The organism is Sporosarcina sp. 6E9 (assembly GCF_017921835.1).
In the GTDB taxonomy this organism is placed as follows: Bacteria; Bacillota; Bacilli; order Bacillales_A; family Planococcaceae; genus Sporosarcina.
This window is the reverse complement of sequence record NZ_JAGEMN010000001.1, coordinates 1,155,259-1,174,802: the sequence shown is the minus strand read 5'-3', so window position 1 is coordinate 1,174,802 and position 19,544 is coordinate 1,155,259. Positions and strand designations below refer to the sequence as shown.

The following is a 19,544-nucleotide window of genomic DNA, read 5'->3' as shown; positions in this document are numbered from 1 at the left end:
TTGTCACTGAATTAAATCGATTATTCGGCCATACTTGTGCTACTATAAAATAGAACTTTATCATGGGAAGGGGATAATAAGTTGACTACTGAAGACAGGTTTTTGGCTTTACTTAAAAAGATGCGTGCCTACTCGGAAGCGATTTCAATCATGTATTGGGATATGCGAACTGGGGCGCCGAAAAAGGGAATTGAATCGAGATCGGAAGCAGTTGGTACCTTGTCAGCTGAAGTTTTCAAATTGAGCGTTTCAGATGAGATGGCGACACTATTAGAAGAGCTAGAAGCGAAGAAAGAGTCACTTGATCCGGTTTTGTTAAAAACGTATGAAGAAGTGAAAAAAGAATATGATTTAAGTATAAAAATTCCAGCAGAAGAGTACCGTGAATTTGTGGTTCTTACTTCGCAGTCTGAGTCTGCATGGGAAGAAGCGAAAGAAAAAGCAGATTTTGAAATGTTTCAACCCTACCTTGAAAAAATTGTTGCTACGACAAAGCGTTTTATCGGCTATTGGGGTGAAAAAGACGGGAATCCTTACAACACGCTCCTAGACCAATATGAGCCAGGACTAACAACCGAAATCATAGATGAAGTCTTTGCTGAACTTAAAAAGACGATTGTCCCACTTGTAAAAAAGATATCTGCGTCAGACATCAAACCAGAAACATCGTTTTTATTTAATCAATTTGCAAAGGACGCGCAAGAAAAATTCAGCCTTGAAATTCTAAGACAACTCGGCTATGACTTTGAAGCGGGAAGACTTGATGAAACGGTTCATCCGTTTGCGATGGGCATCACGATTGGTGATGTGCGACAAACGACAAAGTATGATGAACATGATTTCAGGTCTGCCGTTTTTGGAACAATTCATGAATGTGGCCACGGGTTATATGAGCAAAATATCGACAAAGAACTAGAGGGGCTTCCCGTAGCTGATGGGACTTCAATGGGGATTCACGAATCGCAGTCGCTATTTTACGAACAATTTGTTGGGCATCATGAAAACTTTTGGAAATATAATTTCGATTTACTGAAAAGTCATTCACCAAAACAATTCGAAGATGTTGAGTTAAACGAATTTTTACGAGCGATCAATGCTTCTAAACCGTCCTTCATCCGCATTGAAGCGGATGAATTAACATATCCACTTCATATCATGATCCGGTATGAAATCGAAAAAGAATTATTCAATGGGGATTTAGAAGTTCAGGATTTACCGCGCGTCTGGAATGAAAAATACAAAGAATATTTAGGTGTGACGCCAGAGAATGACGGTGAAGGTGTCCTTCAGGATGTTCACTGGTCGGGTGGGTCATTTGGCTATTTCCCATCCTATGCATTAGGGTATATGTATGCTGCCCAACTAAAAGTCGCGATGTTGAAAGACCTTCCGAATTTTGATGAATTGCTATTGAAGGGAGAGTTTTCACCAATTTTGCACTGGTTGACTGAAAATGTCCATAAACATGGCAAGATGAAAAAACCGCTTGAAATTATTCAGGATACGACCGGTGAAGGTTTAAATGCAAAGTACTTAGCTGATTATTTATCTGAAAAATACAGCAAACTTTATAATTTATAAGAAAAGTGTCTCTTGGCCATCTATTTGGTGAAGGGACGCTTTTTTTGTCGAAAGAAATGGTACAATGTAAATAGAAATTGATGAAGGGATCGAAAGTTTAATGCCGAAATTTCAACATGAAATTACTGAACTAATAACGACAGCCGCGACATATGGTGAGTTATTTAAAAAGAATGAAGACAGTGAACGATATGATAAAGCCATGCTATTTGGTAAAAAGTTGGCAAGAGAAGAGTACATGATCGGATTTGCAGGCCACTTTTCTGCTGGAAAGTCATCGATGATTAATGCGTTAACTGGCGGAGATTTATTGCCTTCCAGTCCAATCCCGACAAGTGCAAATATCGTGAAAGTCAAAAAGTCTGATGCAGATTATGCGGTCATTCATTTAATGGATGGAAAAGCGCTTAAATATGAAGGTCATGATTTCCCGAATGCCGTAAAAACATACAGTAAAGATGGATTTTCTGTATCATTAGTAGAAATAGGCCATAAAGATTCTACGTTACCAAAAGGCATTACAGTTATGGATACGCCTGGTGTAGATTCAACCGATGATGCTCATCGACAGTCGACAGAATCCGCGCTTCATTTGGCTGACCTGGTATTTTATACGATGGATTATAATCACGTCCAATCCGAATTGAACTTTAGTTTCACGAAGGAATTAATGCGTCACAATCCGAATGTCTATTTAATTATTAACCAAATAGATAAACATCGAGAAAGCGAATTGTCATTTGAAAAGTTTCAGCAATCAGTTGAAAGTTCGTTTAAATTATGGGGAGTAAAACCTAAAGGTGTTTTCTATACTAGTTTAAAAGTGAAGGATCACCCGCATAATGACTTTTCCAAAGTGCAAGAAATAATTACTGGTTCGATGCGTAATTGGAAAGACTTGTTCATAGAAAATGCAAATAATACGATACTTCAACTAAAAGAAGAACATAAAAGTTTCTTAAAAGAGAAGATTGTCGAGGAAAAAGATTCGAATTCTTCACTGGTTACGGAGGATGAGTGGACTAATTATGAATCCCTTCAAAGCGAATTGAATAAAATGAAAAAGGCACTTGCTCTTCAAACGGAAGAGAGTTTCTTAGATTCATTTGATCAGGGATTATCCGCCCTAATTGAAAATGCAGCCGTTACCCCGTATGAAACCAGGGAATTATTAAAAAACTATTTGGAATCGCTCTCCCCAAATTTTAAAGTCGGTTTTCTTTTTGGAGCTAAAAAGACTGCTGAAGAGCGTGAAAAACGAAAAGATTCTTTTCGAGAAAATATTAGCAAGCTTATTCACACGCAAATTGAAGTCCATGTAAAAACTTTTATGAAGAGACTATTAAAAGATTCGCATCTATTAACGGATGATCGTTCACTTGCTATCGATTCTTTAAATCTAGTCATTCCATTTGAAGAACTGGAAAAGCACTTCAATGCTTCAGATATTATGACAGGTGATACAGTTATTAATAATGCAAACCAAATGAAAACAAATATCATTTTGGCATATAGGCGTTTAACTGAGGATTGGAAATTGGAGGTTTCTGAATTTATTCGTACAAATGGAAGTGAGAAAAGTGACCGCTTTCATAAAGATATAGATACTCTTGAAGAAAAGCTAGAAGTAATTAATCATGTTAGCGTGTTGGAAAATCTTTTGACTTCGATTGACGGAGAAGTTGAAAACCCATCTTCAATCGTGATTGGAAATCGGAACAAGCTCATAAAAACTTGGTGTATAGAAGAGGTCCTCCATATTACGGAATTTGTTGAGGAAAAAAAGACAGAAGTATTCACTGAGCACACAACTTTCAATGAATCAGAAGGTCAAAATAATCAAGTCCAGTCGTCTGGAAGTGAAGCTGTGTGCCGAAACGCGTTAAATGTAGCACAGGCTGTTGAGAAAGTACCTGGATTTAGAGACATGGCACATTACTTACGCAAAAAAGCAAACCGCTTGGATGAACAAGAATTTACCGTAGCTTTATTTGGTGCATTTAGTGCAGGTAAGTCTTCATTTTCCAATGCATTAATCGGGGAGAATATTCTTCCGGTTTCGCCAAATCCGACAACCGCAACGATAAACCGCATATGTCCGGTAGGTCCTGGTAGGGAAGATGAGACGGCTGATGTTGTCTTGAAAACGGTAGAGCGAATGACAGAGGATGTTAAACGCTCATTTGAAGCTTTTGGAACATCCGTGGAAACATTGGATGAAGCTTTTGTTAAAACCGACGAGATTTTGAATACAAAATTGACAGATGACAAACTTCATATTCATAAAGCGTTTATTGAAGCATTTAAACAAGGGTATCCGACTTATAAAGATGCGTTGGGGACTGTGTTGAGGGTGCAACGAGATGAATTCGTTAAATTTGTTGCAGAAGAAAATCGAAGCTGTTTTGTGGAGTCTATTGATTTTTATTATGATTGCGACATAACACGAAAAGGAATAACGCTTGTTGATACACCGGGCGCTGATTCTATAAATGCTCGACATACGGATGTTGCATTCGATTATATTCGAAATGCTGATGCAGTGCTTTTCGTAACCTATTACAACCACGCGTTTGCCAAAGCGGATCGGGAGTTTCTGATTCAATTGGGCCGCGTAAAAGATGCATTTGAATTAGATAAGATGTTTTTCATCGTTAATGCAATTGACTTGGCTTCCAGTAATGAAGAAGCAGAACTCGTGCAATCGTTTGTTGGGAATGAACTACAAAAGTTCGGCATTCGAAACCCCCGTGTGCATGGTATTTCTAGTTTACAAGCGCTGCAAGCAAAAAATGAAAAACATAGTAATAAAATGATGGATTTGTTCGAAAATGACTTTCATCATTTCTTGGAACATGACTTAAGAGGACTGGCTGTACAATCACTAGACGAGGAAACAATAAAAACGACGAACCGGTTAGCCTCTCTCATTACACGTACCGAAAACAACATGAAAAGAAAATCAGCGCGGCTAACCGAATTGGCAGATTTAGAAGAAATCATTCAAAGGAAATATGCGGACAGTTTTATTGAAGTATTTCAAACGAGTACCAAGAACGAATTGAATGAACTTGTTTATTATATTTTACAGCGTGTGTTTTTGCGTTATAGTGATTTCTTTAGAGAAGCCTATAATCCATCTGTTTTTTCGGCTAAATCATCTAGTGAAGCATTAAAGATTGCACTTGATGAAACAGTTTATATGATTGGTTTTGATCTAACACAAGAATTAAAGGTAACAAATTTACGTATCGCTAACTTTTTGACAAAGCAATTGCTTAGCAGACAACGGTCAGAAGTTCAATCACTAAAAGAAATCGATGATGTATTTGAACCAACCTTATTTGAACCAAAAGAAACAGATATATTATCTTTTGACTTTCCATTTTCAGACTCCGCAGCGTATAGCAGTGTCAATCGACTGTTCAGAAATGAAAAATCATTTTTTGAACGAGGCGATCGTGATAAGCTGAAAAATCGTCTTGAGGAACTATTAAGAAAGGATACTGAACGTTATCTTGATAGTGAAAAGAATCGACTTGAAGTATGGGTAGTTCAATTAATTGAAGAAGAAGCGGAAGCACTCAGAATCCACTTATTAAAGGAATGCCTAACACAAATTGAATCTGAACGAACGCTACTAACAGAAACTGAAAAAATCGATGAATGGCGGAACTTATACAATTCATTGCAAAAGGAGTTGGTCTAGTTGAATAACGTTTTTGTTTCAATTAAAGATGTTAATGCGAGTGATGTAAAATGGATAGATGCACGTTTTTCTTTGGCTGATGCTAATGAAGGTAAGCGATTATACAATGAAAGTCATATTACCGGTGCGGTGCATTGGGATTTGAATGAGGATTTGTCCGATTTAACAAAAAAAGACGGAAGACAACCTATGCCGAGTAAGGAATCACTAGGTGACCTTTTTAGGAGAAGTGGTTTGAATTTAGATGATAATATTTTTGTATATGATGACGGGGGGAGTCCATTTGCAACGCGTGCATGGTGGTTCCTTCAATACGCCGGATTTGAAAATGCATTTATCGTCATAGAAGGCTTCGAAGAAATGAAGGCGTCAGGTTTACCTGTTGATAATGAAACAGCTCTGCCAAAGAAATCGTCTGTCAACCCTCGTTGGAATGAATTGATTTACGCTACACGGGACTTTGTTGAGAAAACCGTTGCAGGCGAAACGGCTAATCAACTAATCGATGCACGTGCTCCCAATCGATATCGCGGAGATGTCGAACCGTTGGACAGAGTCGCGGGTCACATCCCAGGTGCGTTAAATTTTGATTGGGAACAGTTGAAACAGGATGGGAAATTTCGATTTGACGAATCGATACAAGAAAAAATATCAAATTTGGCGAATTCCAATCAACAAGTAACCGTGTATTGCGGGAGTGGCGTTACAGCATCTCCACTCTTTGCAATGCTCTCGCACTATGGACATGAAAATATCCGTCTGTATGTGGGAAGCTATAGTGATTGGGTTTCAAAAGAGGATGCAAAGGTCGAAAAAGGATAGAGTGGTGAGATAGATGAGGTATGTATTGCTTGGAGATATTCATTCTTCGAAAGAAGACTTAGAAAAAGTACTTAGCCATATCGAAGAGATTGAGCCAGGAGTGACGGTGTTTGGTACTGGTGATCTATATGAATGTATAATTAGTAAAAAAGATATTACTGAAGATAAATTTACAAAACTTGAGCAGGTCATGCTTAACCCGAAAGGATTTACTGAGCTGTTGGATTTCCAGTCGGTAAGAGGGAATCAAGAAGAACGAATTCTTTATATAACTGAAACAAGCGAATCCTTGCGCGAGTTCTTAAAGTCCATGCCAGAAGTCATTGAGCTCGAAAAAGCGCAGATTATTCATGGCCATCAGTGGAAATGGGGTGGCAAACCATGGACGCTTCTAGAGGCAAAAGTTGAAAGGCCACTGGTTTTTTATGGTCATAGTCATCATTCAGCGCTTTCGATTGATGGAGAATCTAAAAAAGTAAAATTCGGAATTCCTTATGATCTGACCGGGGGAAATGCACTAGTTAATGTCGGTTCAGTTGTTGATAATCGGGAATGGGTTGTTTATGACAGTACTGAAAATACAATCACATTTATGAAATCATGAATAAAAGACTGGATGGGAGAAAACCATTCAGTCTCTTTTATGTATACCTTCACGCGCAAGCGCATCAGCTGTTTTGTTTTCAATACTTGGAATCCATTTTATAAAGAAGAACTCAAAAGACCTTGTCAGCTCTATTATTTCTGATAAAATTAGTTTATGCGCTTCATTTTTAACGAATTCTCTCTCGACTGCGGTTACAACTGCTTGAGAATCTGAACGAACGGATACAATTCCTTGGGATATTTTCGCAACTTCTTTCACACCGCGGAGTAAAGCTAAGAATTCAGCTGTATGATTATTTGTAGGTTCGATACTCTCTGAAATCTTAATAAGATGCCCTTCACCTTTGATAAAAACACCAATACCGCTTTTTCCTGGATTACCAGCACTAGCCCCGTCCGTATATAATTCGATCAAGCGAATCACCCTAACTTTTGTTTATATTTCGGCATATTGCATACCCTAATTGTCGACGATACTTGCATCTCCCGCCCATCGACATTAAAATGAACGTGAATGGAGGTTCTTATGGATAAAACAATCATTATGTTAGAAATCGATACTGTTATTGATACTTTTTGCAATGGTTGTTTCCTGAAAAGCCAACTTGCAAAAGACAAAGGGAAGACGGCAGCGCATCGATTTTGTATAGATGGCTGTACAGTAGGTGACCAACTAAAATTTTTGGGCAGTCAATTGAATAAAATTTCAAAATAATATCCCGCGAGCAATATATATGCTAGCGGGATTTGTAGTTGACAGTTAGTCGTGATTTCCTATTTTTGAGACATTGGCCGCCTGAGGTCCGCGATTCCCATCAGTGATTTCAAAAGATACTATTTCACCTTCATCAAGCGTTTTAAACCCCTCACCAACAATGCCAGTAAAGTGAACAAACACATCTTCTCCGTCTTCCGCTTCAATGAAACCGTATCCTTTTTCATTGCTGAACCATTTCACTTTTCCTTGGTACATATACGCCCCTCCTCAGTCCTTCAATGTCCTTCCATTATGCAACATGGATGATATTACTATACACGAATCGACAAAGGACGTCAATGATGTGCCGGAATTATCTGAAATGTAAAGGGTAGTTATAAAAATAATTTAGAAAAGGTGATGGAACTGGAACAATTATATCGAAAATGCCGGGCAACGGCTGAAGAAATCTATCGGAAATTTGATGCGAGTCATGACTTGGATCATATCAATCGGGTCATGAAAAATGCGATTGATATATCAGTGAGAGAACCATTAGCAAATGAATTTATTATTAAATTAAGCGTCTTGCTTCATGATATTGAAGATGCGAAATATAAGTTAGAAGATACTTTATCGGTAAGAGAAATCCTTGAAATGCACGAAGCCGATGAAATATTGATTGATAGGGTAATTGCTTGTATTGACAGCGTATCTTTTAGTGGGGGAAATGAAAAAGCGATTACGTCAATTGAAGGGGCAATTATTCGCGATGCAGATCGTCTAGATGCAATCGGTGCAATTGGAATTGCTAGGGCTTTCACATTTGGAGGGGCCAGAGGAAGAAAATTATACGATGCAAATGAAGAGGCACGTGCGAAAATGTCGGAAGAAGACTATCGTAAAAAGAGGACTGCTACGGTAACGCATTTTCATGAAAAATTATTGTTACTGAAAGAATTAATGGTGACGGCTGAAGGTAAACGATTAGCTAAAGAACGCCATGAATTTATGGTGGCGTTTTTGGAACAACTTGATCGAGAAATAGGCATGGGGAAAGACTCTGTTTGGACTTAATAACTAACTAACTAATGAAACAGGTTAGTTTCATTTCGAACGAAGACTTCCTACATTATTATTAACTATGAGCTATGATTGATTAATATAGTGTTGCTGACCAATAATAATTTAAACAAACTTGGAGGTGGAAAAATGATAGCTAAATTAAAAGCATTGCCTGAAAAGGTGGCATTTGGTATAGGCTTAACCTTAATACTAGGAATTGGTTTATTGTTATTCTTGTATTCACTTTTTTTTCCTATCGACATTTGGACTACGCTTTTTATAGAAGGCATTGTTTTTGGTATTGCTATGTTGTTTGTATTAAGTGCGGCTGACAAAAGACATTCACGTATTGGTAAGAAAAAATAATCCTTTATTTTAGTTGGCGATTTGTTGTTGTAATAATCGTGATCTATGGCAAAAAAATTTAGACCGCTACTTCATATGCGAGGTAGCGGTCTATTGCGTAAATTTTTTCAGTAATTTTTACGATTTAAGTACGCGTTTTTCTCGTTCCTTATAAAATGATTCTAAAAATGCCTGTTCATATGCGTATCCGGCACGTAGTATTGTTCTCTCGTTAAATGCTGAACTAGCTAATTGCAGACCGACTGGCAGTCCATTAGGTGCAATCCCACAAGGAAGTGACAGCGCAGGTTGTCCGGTAAAGTTGAATACAGCGGGAAGTCGTATCATCGCATTAAATGTACTATCCATCACGCCGTTAATTTCAAATTTCGTTTCTCCAATTTTCTTTGTAGTATCGGGCATTGTTGGAGTTGCCAATAGATCCACTTTCGTATATATATCTTCGAAACTTGAAAACACTTCTTTTTTTCTTTTTAAGGCTTTGATATAATCTAACGCCGGTATCGAGTGACTGAATTCGAGAGAGGCTTTGACATCTTTACCATACAAATCAATCGATTCTGCTAAAAATTTCTCATGGACATAGCCAGCTTCTGCAATTCCGATACTTAGTGAATAGGCCAAATCGGCTTGTGAAAAAGGAATGTCAACTTCGATTAAAATGGCGCCTAATGTCTCAAGGTTTGTAAGTGCTTCTGTATATAACGTAGCGGTGTTACTTTCTATCAAATCATTGAAGTAGTTTTTCGGTACGCCGATTCGCAGACCGCGAATGTCTTCTGACAATGAACTAGAATAATCATCACCTGTCATCGCATCCATCATGATTCCTAAATCGCTCATATTCTTTGTTAGCGGACCAATATGATCAAGCGACCAAGATATATGTCTAACATTTGTATCAACGATTAAACCATGAGTGGGTTTCAGCCCGACGATACCTGTAGACGCGGCCGGAATCCGAATGGAGCCTGCGGTGTCTGTGCCGATTGACGCAGCGCATAATGAAGCTGCTACAGCCGCACCCGAACCACCGCTAGATCCGCCTGGTGTGTACGCAGTATTCCATGGATTTTTAACAGATTTATAAAAAGGGTTTTCGGAAGTAATTCCAAAAGCGTACTCATGCATATTCACTTTCCCCAGATTAACTCCGCCTTCACGTTGGAGTTTCGAGACGATACCAGCATCGACATCTGGTATGAAATCTTCTTCGATTTTGGAGCCACTTGTTGTGCGAATTCCTTTTGTGTACAGATTATCCTTATAGGAGATTGGAACGCCTTCTAAAATTCCCGTTGGCTCACCAGCTAAGTATCTTTGTTCTGCAATGGCTGCCTGTGTTAATGCAATTTCCTTATTTACAGTGATGTAAGCATTTAATTCGTTAAATTCTTCAATTCGTTCCAAATAATCATGGGTGACTTCCACGGGTGAAAAGTCTTTATTACTAAATCCAGCTTTCATTTCTTTAATTGTTAGGTTTCTCAATGTTATTTAATTCCCCCATACAGAATATTCGTGATGCTTGGGATTAGCGTAGCATATTTATATTGTTCGAACAATTTGAGTTGAAGGGAAAAGACATTCCTCTCTGATTTTGAATTCCGGAATTCACACCAAATACTGCAAATCTTAGTTATAATAAGGTTATGTAAATGCAGGAGGTAATTGAATGACAAGATTAATGATAGAAACAGAGAGGCTAATACTCAGACCGTTTCAAAGTAGCGATTATGAACAATGGTCTATCGGGTTTGATAATAGATTGCCCTCAACTTATAAATACGATGATGGTTATGAAGATTCAACGCCGTATACAAAAAAATGGTTTGTGGACTGGATTAAAGGGTTTCAGGAAACCGCGGATCAAGATGACGTGTATATTTTAGGAGTTTTCAGAAAAGAAGACGGTGCGAATATAGGCAATATTGAAGTGGTTAAAATTCTAAGACAGGATTATGATTGGGCCATGATGGGGTATTCCATTCACAATCAATTTTTCCGGCAAGGTTACGGGAAGGAAAGTGTTCAAGCGGCAACAGAGTTATTTTTTTCTGAACTGAACTTTCACCGCATTGAACTGCAAATTAACGTTGATAATGAGCCGTCTCAAAAACTTGCCGAATCTGCAGGGTTTCAATTTGAATGTGTGAGGAAGGATTTTTTCTATGAAGGTGGAAAATGGATTGATCAACTCATTTATTATAAAAATCGTAATAATAGTTGGTAGATAAAACAGGGGAGTGTTGCACATGTTATGTCCGACTTGCGTTGATATGAAATTACAAGAAATAAAAAAAGGGTCTGTATTAATAGATGTTTGTCCAGCTTGCAAAGGCATCTGGCTAGACCGCGGGGAACTCGAAATGATTGTGCGGGAACTGAAGAAAGAACATACGAATAAATCTAAAGGTCAATCTTCGAAAGATAAAGATAAAAAAGAAACAACGATGCTTGATATATTAAGTGATTTAATCGTATTTTGGTAGTGAAACGAAGGAAGCGGATTGCCGTCATTCGACGAGCATATCCGCTTTTCTTAATGCATCTTCAGCGTTTATAATTTCTTGTTCATTTTTGGCAACAATCGTATGAAGGTGTATGCCTTCAGTCAATTCCAATAATAATGATGCATTTGTTTGTTTAATATTATCGATGAAGTTCTTCACTTCGTTTCGATTGGAAACCATAACAGATGCTGTTAAGTCTCCATAAATGGGATGTTCAACTTTTACGTCCTTGACGGTGATTCCGTGATCAACCAATATATTTAATTCTTCTTCCGTTTGCTGCGACGTATGGTTGCAAACGATCACCTTTTCAATCATATTTTGTTCAATCATTGGATGCATATAGACATAGCCGCGACTCGTCGCGATTATCGGTTGGCCTTTTGCTTTTAACAATGTGATATCACTAGAAATTACTTGTCGGCTAACGTTGGTTATTTCACCAAGTTCTCTGCCAGGTATGGGGGTGCTCGCTTCCTTTAATAATTTCACAAGTAAATTGCGGCGGTCGCTACCCAAAATTTTTTCACTCGAAGTCACATAATCATCTCCAAAATCACTCTATTATTATGATTTCATCCAAAATGAGTTTCACATAAATGTATTATGTAAACATCCTTTGGTTTACTTTTTTTTCTTTTTCTTAAAATCATTCAAACGGTCATAGATTGCCGCTAACTTAACTTCTTCACCTGCGAGAACAGGCCTATAAAACTCCGTGCCCTCAACTTTGTCGGGCAGATATTGTTGATTAACCCAGCCGCCAAAGGAGCCGATAGGGGAGTCATGTGGATATTGGTAGCCTACATGACCAAGTTCAGCGGCACCCGCATAATGCGTATCACGCAAATGGTGTGGGATGTCTCCCGTATTCCCGGTATTTATCGCATTAACAGCAGCGTCGAATGCTTTATAAGCAGAATTTGATTTGGAAGCTAAACACATGTCAACCACTGCATTCGCCAGCGGAATCCGTGCTTCTGGCATTCCAAGTCGAACTGCCGCATCTGTCGCTGCAAGAACACGAGGTCCGACTTCCGGTGAAGCAAGTCCGACATCTTCATATGCCATGACAAGGAGTCGTCTAGAAACAGCGATGATATCGCCCGTTTCCAATAAATGCGCCAAGTAATACATTGCCGCATTGACGTCACTACCACGAACAGATTTTTGCAAAGCAGATAATAAGTTATAAAAATGGGAACCTTTATTATCGCCAAATAAGCCGATCCGGCCTAACAGATTTTTTATTAACCAGTCTTCTACAATCGTTTCATTATTAACCTCATCACTTGCGATAACGGTGGACTCCAGGACATTTAGCGCTTTTCGAGCGTCTCCGTTCACGCCTTCTGCAATCATTTGAAGTTGTTCATCAGTTATAATAATCTTTTTATTACCAAGTCCTCTATCTTTGTCCGCCAATGCTCGCCGAAGCACACCTAATAAATCATCAGGTTCCAATCGAGTTAGTTGCCGGATTTCCCCGCAGCGCGACCGTATCGCAGGATTCACGTCGTGGAATGGATTTTCTGTCGTTGCACCGATTAAAACTATTGAACCGCCTTCTACATGCGGAAGTAAGGTATCTTGCTGCAATTTATTGAATCTATGAATCTCATCTAAAAACAATAGAACTTTTCCAGACATACGTGCTTCGGCAACAACATCTTCAACATCTTTTTTTCCCGAAACCGTCGCATTCAATGCGATAAAGGGTAAGTTGCTGGTTCCTGCAATTGCATGGGCGAGCGATGTTTTACCGATTCCAGGTTCACCGTATAACAACATTGACGGGACATGCCCTTTTTTTATCAACTTATAAAGTGCGGTTTGTTTCCCGATAATTTCTTCTTGGCCAGCGATTTCATCAATCGTCTGCGGCCTCATTCGATAAGCTAATGGTTCGTTTTGCAAAAGTATCACTCCTAGTACAGCTGTTCTTCTATTATACACATCAAACCGATTGAAATCATTTTAGGGAAGCGTTGGAGCAGTTATGTTATAATATTTTGAAGCAACACGCAAAGGACGGGGTTATTACATGAAAATTTCGACAAGAGGACGATACGGGTTAACAATCGTTGTTGTGCTCGGTTCAAAATACGGAGATGGTCCTATTCCACTTCGTCAAATCGCTGAAGAACAATCATTATCGGAAGCCTATTTGGAACAATTAATACCGCAACTGCGCAATAATGGAATTGTGAAAAGTGTGCGCGGGGCTTATGGAGGCTATATGTTGGCCAAACCTCCGACAGAAATCACATCGGGGGATGTCATTCGTGTTTTAGAGGGACCAATTCAACCGATTGAAGGACTTGGCGATGCGGATATCCCCCAACAGGAATTATGGAAGCGAATTGCAGAAGCAGTTCGAGACGTTTTAGATACAACAACAATCGCCGATCTCATCAAATCAAATGATGAATCGAAAACTGATAGTTATATGTTTTATATTTAAAGGAGATTTTCAATGAAGACTATATATCTTGACCATGCGGCGACTACGCCGGTTCACCCAAATGTTGCTACAAAGTATGCCGAAATGCTAGGCTCATTATTTGGAAATCCTTCAAGCATTCACAGTTACGGCAGGGAAGCCCGTAAATGGTTGGATGAAGCAAGGAAAGTAATGGCTCAATCCATTAACGCGAAACCAGCTGAAATCATTTTCACTTCTGGCGGGACAGAGGCAGATAATATCGCTATTTTCGGTACAGTTAACGCGATGAAGCACAAAGGAAACCATATTATCACGACTACTATCGAACATCACGCTGTTTTAAATACTTGTAAACAACTTGAATTAGATGGATATGAGGTTACTTATTTAGAAGTAGATAACAATGGAAGAATTGATGTTGAGCAAGTTAGAGAAGTACTCACTGAAGAGACAATTCTGGTGACAATCATGTTAGGCAATAACGAAGTGGGGACATTACAACCCATAAGTGAAATTGGTGAACTTCTAAAAGAACACCAAGCTATTTTTCACACGGACGCTGTACAAGCCTACGGTATTCTGCCAATTGACGTTAAAGAGATTCAGGTCGATCTACTATCTGTCTCCGCCCATAAATTAAATGGTCCAAAAGGCGTCGGCTTCCTATATGAACGGACCGGGTTGACTACGAAACCACATTTGTATGGCGGAGAGCAAGAACGTAAACGACGTGCCGGCACCGAAAATGTTCCAGCAATTGTCGCATTTTCAGATGCAGTAAAAATTGCGCTTGACTCAATTGAAGAAAACACGAAGAAATATCTTGATTTTGAAAAAATATTAACTGCTATATTCCAAGAGGAAGACGTAAACTTTTCTGTTAACGCGATAGGTACAGAAAAGTTGCCACATATCGTAAACGTTAGTTTCCCTGGAACTGATATAGAATCACTGCTTGTTAATCTAGATATGGCGGGGATTTGTGTCTCGAGTGGTTCAGCTTGCACAGCGGGCTCACTTGATCCATCGCACGTTTTAACGGCAATGTATGGCGAAGGTTCGCCTGAACTTCGAAATTCTGTCAGATTTAGTTTTGGACTCGGCCTGGATGAAAATCATATAAAAACAGCCGCATTAAAAACAGCTGATATCGTAAAGAGATTAGTAAAATGAAAATTAAAGGATTGATTGGAAAATGAATACAAAAAAAGCTCCATCAGAAACACGTGTCGTCGTTGGGATGTCAGGTGGCGTAGATTCATCTGTCGCTGCATTACTATTAAAAGAGCAAGGCTATGACGTAATCGGTATCTTTATGAAAAATTGGGACGATACGGATGAATTCGGCGTATGTACAGCAACTGAAGACTACGAGGATGTCATTAGCGTTTGTAATGATATCGGTATTCCTTATTACGCGGTTAATTTTGAAAAACAGTATTGGGATAAAGTATTTACGTACTTTTTAGACGAATATAAAGCAGGAAGAACGCCAAACCCCGATGTCATGTGCAACAAAGAAATCAAATTCAAAGCGTTTCTAGAACATGCAATGAGCCTTGGCGCTGATTATTTAGCGACTGGCCATTATGCACAAGTCGTCCAGGTTGAAGGCGGCGTTTCTATGCTACGCGGAAAAGACAATAATAAAGATCAGTCGTACTTTTTAAATCAGTTGACGCAGGAAATGTTGCAAAAGGTAATGTTCCCAATCGGTCATCTTGATAAAGAAGTTGTTCGTGAGAAGGCGCTAGAAGCGGGATTATCAACAGCGAAGAAAAAAGATTCAACAGGAATCTGTTTCATCGGTGAACGCAATTTCAAGGATTTCCTTGGAGAATATTTACCGGCTCAACCTGGCCGCATGACTACGATGTCAGGAGAAACGGTGGGAAAACACGACGGGCTAATGTACTATACAATTGGTCAACGTCACGGTTTAGGTATTGGCGGTGCAGGAGATCCATGGTTTGTCATCGGAAAAGATTTGAAAGAAAACGTGTTATTGGTCGGGCAAGGTTTCGATCATGATGCACTTTACTCTGATAGTCTAACAGCAATAGATGTTAGTTTTTCAACTGCGCGCGAGATGCCGAAAACGTTTAGCTGCACGGCTAAATTTCGCTACCGTCAACCCGATACGAATGTTACCGTCGAATTATTAGAAGGCAATAAAGCAATTGTGAAATTTGAACAACCCGTACGTGCAATTACGCCTGGACAAGCGGTTGTTTTTTATGACGGCGAAGAATGTCTCGGCGGTGGGACGATCGATACGGTGATTAAAAATGGCATTGAACTTGATTATGTTGGGTAAGGTGGAATCGATTATGAATTACAATGAAACAGGAATTGCCGCGCTCCAAGAAGGTAAGTATGAAAAAGCGGTAGAGTCATTTGTGAAAGCGATAGAAGAAGAACCGAAAAATGCTGTCGGCTATATTAATATGGGAAATGTGTTCGCTTCACTGGGTGATCCAGAAAAGGCGGAACCTTTTTTTCAACAAGCAATAACGCTTGATGAAGATGCTGGAACTGCCTATTATGGCCTCGCAAATCTTTATTTTAATAACGAAAGATATGAAGAAGCATCTAAATTGTATGAGAAGGCAATACAAAAAGGCGTTAATGAAGCAGACGCTTACTATATGCTTGGGAAAAGTTTAGAACGGTCAGATCAAACTAAACTTGCGTTGCCTTATTTACAACGAGCTACCGAATTAGCCCCAAATGATTTGGAGGCAAGATTGTCTTACGGAATACTTCTAGCAAATATGGAGTTATTTACGCAAGCCGCCGAAGAGTTCAAATTTGTCCTTGAAAATGAAGAGGAAAATGCGGATGCACACTATAATTTAGGATTTTTATACGCAGTATCAACCGAGCGAAAAGAAGATGCATTAAACCATCTGAAACAGGCATTTACGATTAATCCCGATTATGAACAAGCACGTTATATTTACGATATGATTCAACTTGACGAACGGTAAGGAGGCGAAAAGGCGATGGAAGGATTAACCGAAGAGCTTTTTATACTCGGGAGACCGCTTGTAACGATATTCCATAATCCGGATAATCTATTTACAATTGCAAGATTAAAAATCAGTAAAACAAATTGCGATTATGAAGAAAAGGAAATTATCGTTAAAGGGAACTTTCCACAACTTTCCGCCGATGACGATTATAAATTTACAGGCAGACTCGTTAATCATCCGACATACGGCGCTCAATTTGATGTGCATACTTTTGCCAAAGAAATGCCGGGTACAGAAACCGGGCTTATTCATTATTTGTCGGGTGACTTATTTCCGGGGATAGGCATGAAAACCGCAGAATCAATTGTTGATGTACTCGGAACAGACGCCATTAAAAAAATACTGGACGATTCAACGGTTCTAGATACAATTCCCAGACTTTCTGACGAACGAAAAGAAACGTTAATCTCCGTACTTGAACAAAACATGGGGCTTGAAAGAACGATTATTCAACTGAATGAATGGGGATTCGGTCCGAAAATCGCGATGCGAATTTATCAAACGTATCGAGAAGATGCGATAGAGCTGCTCAGGGAAAATCCATACCGTTTAACTGAAGATATTGAAGGGGTAGGCTTTCAGACTGCAGATGAACTGGGTCGTAACTTGGGCATTACCGGCAATCACACATTTAGAATAAAAGCGGCAATCTTACATTCGATGAACGAAGCTGTTCAATCAGCAGGGCATGTTTATATAGAAGGAAAGATTCTGCTGCCCGGGGTTAAGCATTTGCTTGAAATGATTCAGCCTGTTGAAATTCCTTTTAGCAGCATATCACAATCGATTATTGAATTAATAGAAGAAGGTAAATTAATAGCGGAAAATCAAAGATTGTATATTCCATCACTTTATTATTCGGAAATCGGATTCGCCTCAAAGCTTCGATTACTGTTAGAAAATGAATTGGATAACCAATTTCCTGTATCAGAAATTCGAAGTGCAATCGGAGAAGTAGAAGAGCGACTAGAAGTCAATTATGCAGAAACGCAAGTCTCTGCTATCGAAACAGCGCTACATTCCCCGGCAATGATTCTTACAGGGGGACCCGGCACTGGTAAAACGACGGTTATACGAGGATTTGTTGAAGTCTATGCGGAGCTTCACGGGCTATCCCTTGATCCAAAAGAATATGCCAAGAAAAAAGAACCATTTCCAATAATTTTAGCGGCACCTACAGGCAGAGCGGCAAAAAGGATGTCTGAATCTACTGGACTTCCTGCAATGACAATTCACCGTCTATTGGGCTTTACTGGTCAAGAAAAAGAAGAAGAGACAGAGCGAGAAATTGAAGGCAGTCTCGTTATTATCGATGAAATGTCAATGGTTGATACATGGCTTGCTCATCAATTGATGAAAGCACTGCCAAATGACGTTCAAGTTTTATTTGTCGGAGACCAAGATCAGTTGCCATCGGTCGGCCCCGGTCAAGTATTAAAAGATATGCTCGACTCAGGTGCAATTCCTGTTATCGAACTAACCGAAATTTATCGTCAAAGTGCGGGTTCTACGATAATTGAAATGGCCCATATGATTAAACGTTCAGAGTGGCATGACAATATAATTGGTAAGACTTCTGATCGTTCATTTATTAAAGCCAGCGGAAATCGGATACTCGAAGCAGTTGAGAAAATTGTGCGTAACGCGATTTCAAAAGGACATGAAATTAAAGACATCCAAATTCTAGCCCCCATGTATAGAGGCCCGGCAGGAATCGATGGTATTAATAAAATGATTCAGCAAATGGTCAATCCTCCCGGTCCTAAACGCAAAGAAGTTACGTTTGGCGATGTCGTGTATCGAATTGGAGACAAAGTCCTTCAACTCATCAACCAACCCGAAAGCAATGTGTTTAATGGCGATATGGGTGAGGTCATTGCAATAATAAAAGCGAATGAAACAATAGATAAAAAAGAATTGCTCGTTGTTTCTTATGACGGCATTGAAGTCACCTATGAGCGCAGTGATTTAAATCAACTTACATTATCGTATTGCTGCTCCATTCATAAATCGCAAGGAAGCGAGTTTCCAATTGTAATTATGCCAGTCGTAAGAAGTCAGAGAAAAATGTTGAAACGAAATCTTCTTTATACTGGCATCACTCGCGCGCAAAAGTTTCTAATATTATGCGGAGAACCCGAAGAATTTAAAGCGGGAATCGCCCGAACAGATGAATTATCGCGGCAAACAACATTACAAGAACGTTTAGGCACTGAAAATGAGTTGAACGAAGGAATCGAAACTGAAACGCATACAAATTCCAAAAGCCAAAGCCAAACAGCAAGTCCGTCATCTAATGAAAACACGATAGATAGTGCAGAGGATAAAGAACCTGGCATTTATAAATTAACGATGGAAACATTCATTACAATTGATCCGATGATTGGGATGAACGGAATTACTCCTTATAATTTGGAAGGTGTTGATTGACACCGATGACGAAGTTTTCTATACTAAACTCATTATAGTGAATACGATGAAGGAGAAAGTAAGTATATTCGCTTGACCAGAAAGGAACCCCTAGGCTGAAAGGGTCCCCAAGTCGATGTGTTGAAAGCTACTCCTGAGTGCAGCTTATCCCTGCCGTCAGCCGCGTTAAGGCAACCAGAGATGCCGCGTACATTTGTATTCGGTAATTAGGGTGGTACCGCGAGACTAACATCTTCGTCCCTTGTTTAGGGGCGGAGTTTTTTTGTGTCTAGCT

At 39.2% G+C, this 19,544-nt stretch carries 19 protein-coding genes; 14 read left to right on the top strand and 5 right to left on the bottom strand.

Annotated elements, in window-relative coordinates; all coding sequences use genetic code 11:
* The first annotated feature begins 81 nt into the window (after positions 1–81).
* The 4 genes from J4G36_RS06100 (at position 82) to J4G36_RS06085 (ending at position 6,716) form a co-directional block, all read left to right on the top strand.
* The gene (locus J4G36_RS06100) at positions 82–1,581 is read left to right on the top strand and encodes a carboxypeptidase M32 (protein WP_256439557.1); all 1,500 of its coding nucleotides are present in this window, start codon (positions 82–84) and stop codon (positions 1,579–1,581) included.
* A 100-nt stretch (positions 1,582–1,681) separates the two neighbouring features.
* Positions 1,682–5,290 (top strand): dynamin family protein, encoded by a 3,609-nt coding sequence (locus J4G36_RS06095; protein ID WP_210469153.1) that lies wholly within the window; start codon positions 1,682–1,684, stop codon positions 5,288–5,290.
* Positions 5,291–6,112, top strand: a complete 822-nt coding sequence (locus J4G36_RS06090) for a sulfurtransferase (protein ID WP_210469152.1) — start codon at positions 5,291–5,293, stop codon at positions 6,110–6,112.
* Between the two features lie 13 nt (positions 6,113–6,125).
* Positions 6,126–6,716: a metallophosphoesterase family protein gene (locus tag J4G36_RS06085; protein WP_210469151.1), complete on the top strand. Its 591-nt coding sequence runs from the start codon at positions 6,126–6,128 to the stop codon at positions 6,714–6,716.
* Between the two features lie 27 nt (positions 6,717–6,743).
* Here the strand turns inward: J4G36_RS06085 and J4G36_RS06080 are convergent, their stop codons facing one another.
* Positions 6,744–7,133 carry a reverse transcriptase-like protein gene (locus J4G36_RS06080; RefSeq protein ID WP_210469150.1) on the bottom strand — a complete coding sequence of 130 codons (390 nt, stop codon included), beginning with the start codon at positions 7,131–7,133 and terminating at the stop codon, positions 6,744–6,746.
* 111 nt (positions 7,134–7,244) lie between these two features.
* On the opposite strand from J4G36_RS06080, the gene J4G36_RS06075 reads away from it, so the two are divergent.
* Complete coding sequence (locus J4G36_RS06075; RefSeq protein ID WP_210469149.1) at positions 7,245–7,433, top strand: zinc-finger domain-containing protein; 189 nt, start codon at positions 7,245–7,247, stop codon at positions 7,431–7,433.
* Positions 7,434–7,478: 45 nt separating this feature from the next.
* On the opposite strand, the gene J4G36_RS06070 is transcribed toward J4G36_RS06075, so the two are convergent.
* Positions 7,479–7,691 (bottom strand): cold-shock protein, encoded by a 213-nt coding sequence (locus J4G36_RS06070; RefSeq protein WP_210469148.1) that lies wholly within the window; start codon positions 7,689–7,691, stop codon positions 7,479–7,481.
* A gap of 144 nt (positions 7,692–7,835) precedes the next feature.
* Here J4G36_RS06070 and J4G36_RS06065 point away from each other — a divergent pair, with 144 nt between their 5' ends.
* Entirely contained in the window at positions 7,836–8,492 is a 657-nt protein-coding gene (locus J4G36_RS06065) for an HD domain-containing protein (RefSeq protein WP_210469147.1), read from the top strand.
* A gap of 135 nt (positions 8,493–8,627) precedes the next feature.
* Positions 8,628–8,846 carry a hypothetical protein gene (locus J4G36_RS06060; protein ID WP_210469146.1) on the top strand — a complete coding sequence of 73 codons (219 nt, stop codon included), beginning with the start codon at positions 8,628–8,630 and terminating at the stop codon, positions 8,844–8,846.
* 117 nt (positions 8,847–8,963) lie between these two features.
* Here the strand turns inward: J4G36_RS06060 and J4G36_RS06055 are convergent, their stop codons facing one another.
* On the bottom strand, positions 8,964–10,337 hold the full coding sequence (locus tag J4G36_RS06055; RefSeq protein WP_246880421.1) for an amidase: 1,374 nt from the start codon (positions 10,335–10,337) through the stop codon (positions 8,964–8,966).
* Between the two features lie 184 nt (positions 10,338–10,521).
* Between J4G36_RS06055 and J4G36_RS06050 the strand changes: the two genes are divergently transcribed.
* Together J4G36_RS06050 and J4G36_RS06045 are read left to right on the top strand one after the other, a co-directional pair.
* Positions 10,522–11,079, top strand: a complete 558-nt coding sequence (locus tag J4G36_RS06050) for a GNAT family N-acetyltransferase (protein ID WP_210469145.1) — start codon at positions 10,522–10,524, stop codon at positions 11,077–11,079.
* 22 nt (positions 11,080–11,101) lie between these two features.
* Entirely contained in the window at positions 11,102–11,338 is a 237-nt protein-coding gene (locus tag J4G36_RS06045) for a TFIIB-type zinc ribbon-containing protein (protein WP_210469144.1), read from the top strand.
* 24 nt (positions 11,339–11,362) lie between these two features.
* On the opposite strand, the gene J4G36_RS06040 is transcribed toward J4G36_RS06045, so the two are convergent.
* Together J4G36_RS06040 and J4G36_RS06035 are read right to left on the bottom strand one after the other, a co-directional pair.
* Entirely contained in the window at positions 11,363–11,899 is a 537-nt protein-coding gene (locus J4G36_RS06040) for a transcription repressor NadR (protein ID WP_210469143.1), read from the bottom strand.
* 84 nt (positions 11,900–11,983) lie between these two features.
* The gene (locus tag J4G36_RS06035; protein ID WP_210469142.1) at positions 11,984–13,276 is read right to left on the bottom strand and encodes a replication-associated recombination protein A; all 1,293 of its coding nucleotides are present in this window, start codon (positions 13,274–13,276) and stop codon (positions 11,984–11,986) included.
* 127 nt (positions 13,277–13,403) lie between these two features.
* Here J4G36_RS06035 and cymR point away from each other — a divergent pair, with 127 nt between their 5' ends.
* From cymR to recD2, 5 genes are read left to right on the top strand one after another with little or no spacing between them, the layout of a single operon-like run.
* Positions 13,404–13,823 carry a cysteine metabolism transcriptional regulator CymR gene (cymR, locus tag J4G36_RS06030; RefSeq protein WP_210469141.1) on the top strand — a complete coding sequence of 140 codons (420 nt, stop codon included), beginning with the start codon at positions 13,404–13,406 and terminating at the stop codon, positions 13,821–13,823.
* Positions 13,824–13,835: 12 nt separating this feature from the next.
* Positions 13,836–14,978, top strand: a complete 1,143-nt coding sequence (locus J4G36_RS06025) for a cysteine desulfurase family protein (protein WP_210469140.1) — start codon at positions 13,836–13,838, stop codon at positions 14,976–14,978.
* A 22-nt stretch (positions 14,979–15,000) separates the two neighbouring features.
* The gene (gene mnmA, locus J4G36_RS06020; RefSeq protein WP_210469139.1) at positions 15,001–16,122 is read left to right on the top strand and encodes a tRNA 2-thiouridine(34) synthase MnmA; all 1,122 of its coding nucleotides are present in this window, start codon (positions 15,001–15,003) and stop codon (positions 16,120–16,122) included.
* Between the two features lie 13 nt (positions 16,123–16,135).
* Entirely contained in the window at positions 16,136–16,795 is a 660-nt protein-coding gene (locus J4G36_RS06015) for a tetratricopeptide repeat protein (RefSeq protein ID WP_210469138.1), read from the top strand.
* A gap of 15 nt (positions 16,796–16,810) precedes the next feature.
* Positions 16,811–19,270, top strand: coding sequence for an SF1B family DNA helicase RecD2 (gene recD2, locus J4G36_RS06010; RefSeq protein WP_210469137.1), 2,460 nt, complete (start codon positions 16,811–16,813; stop codon positions 19,268–19,270).
* The last annotated feature ends 274 nt before the right edge of the window (positions 19,271–19,544 follow it).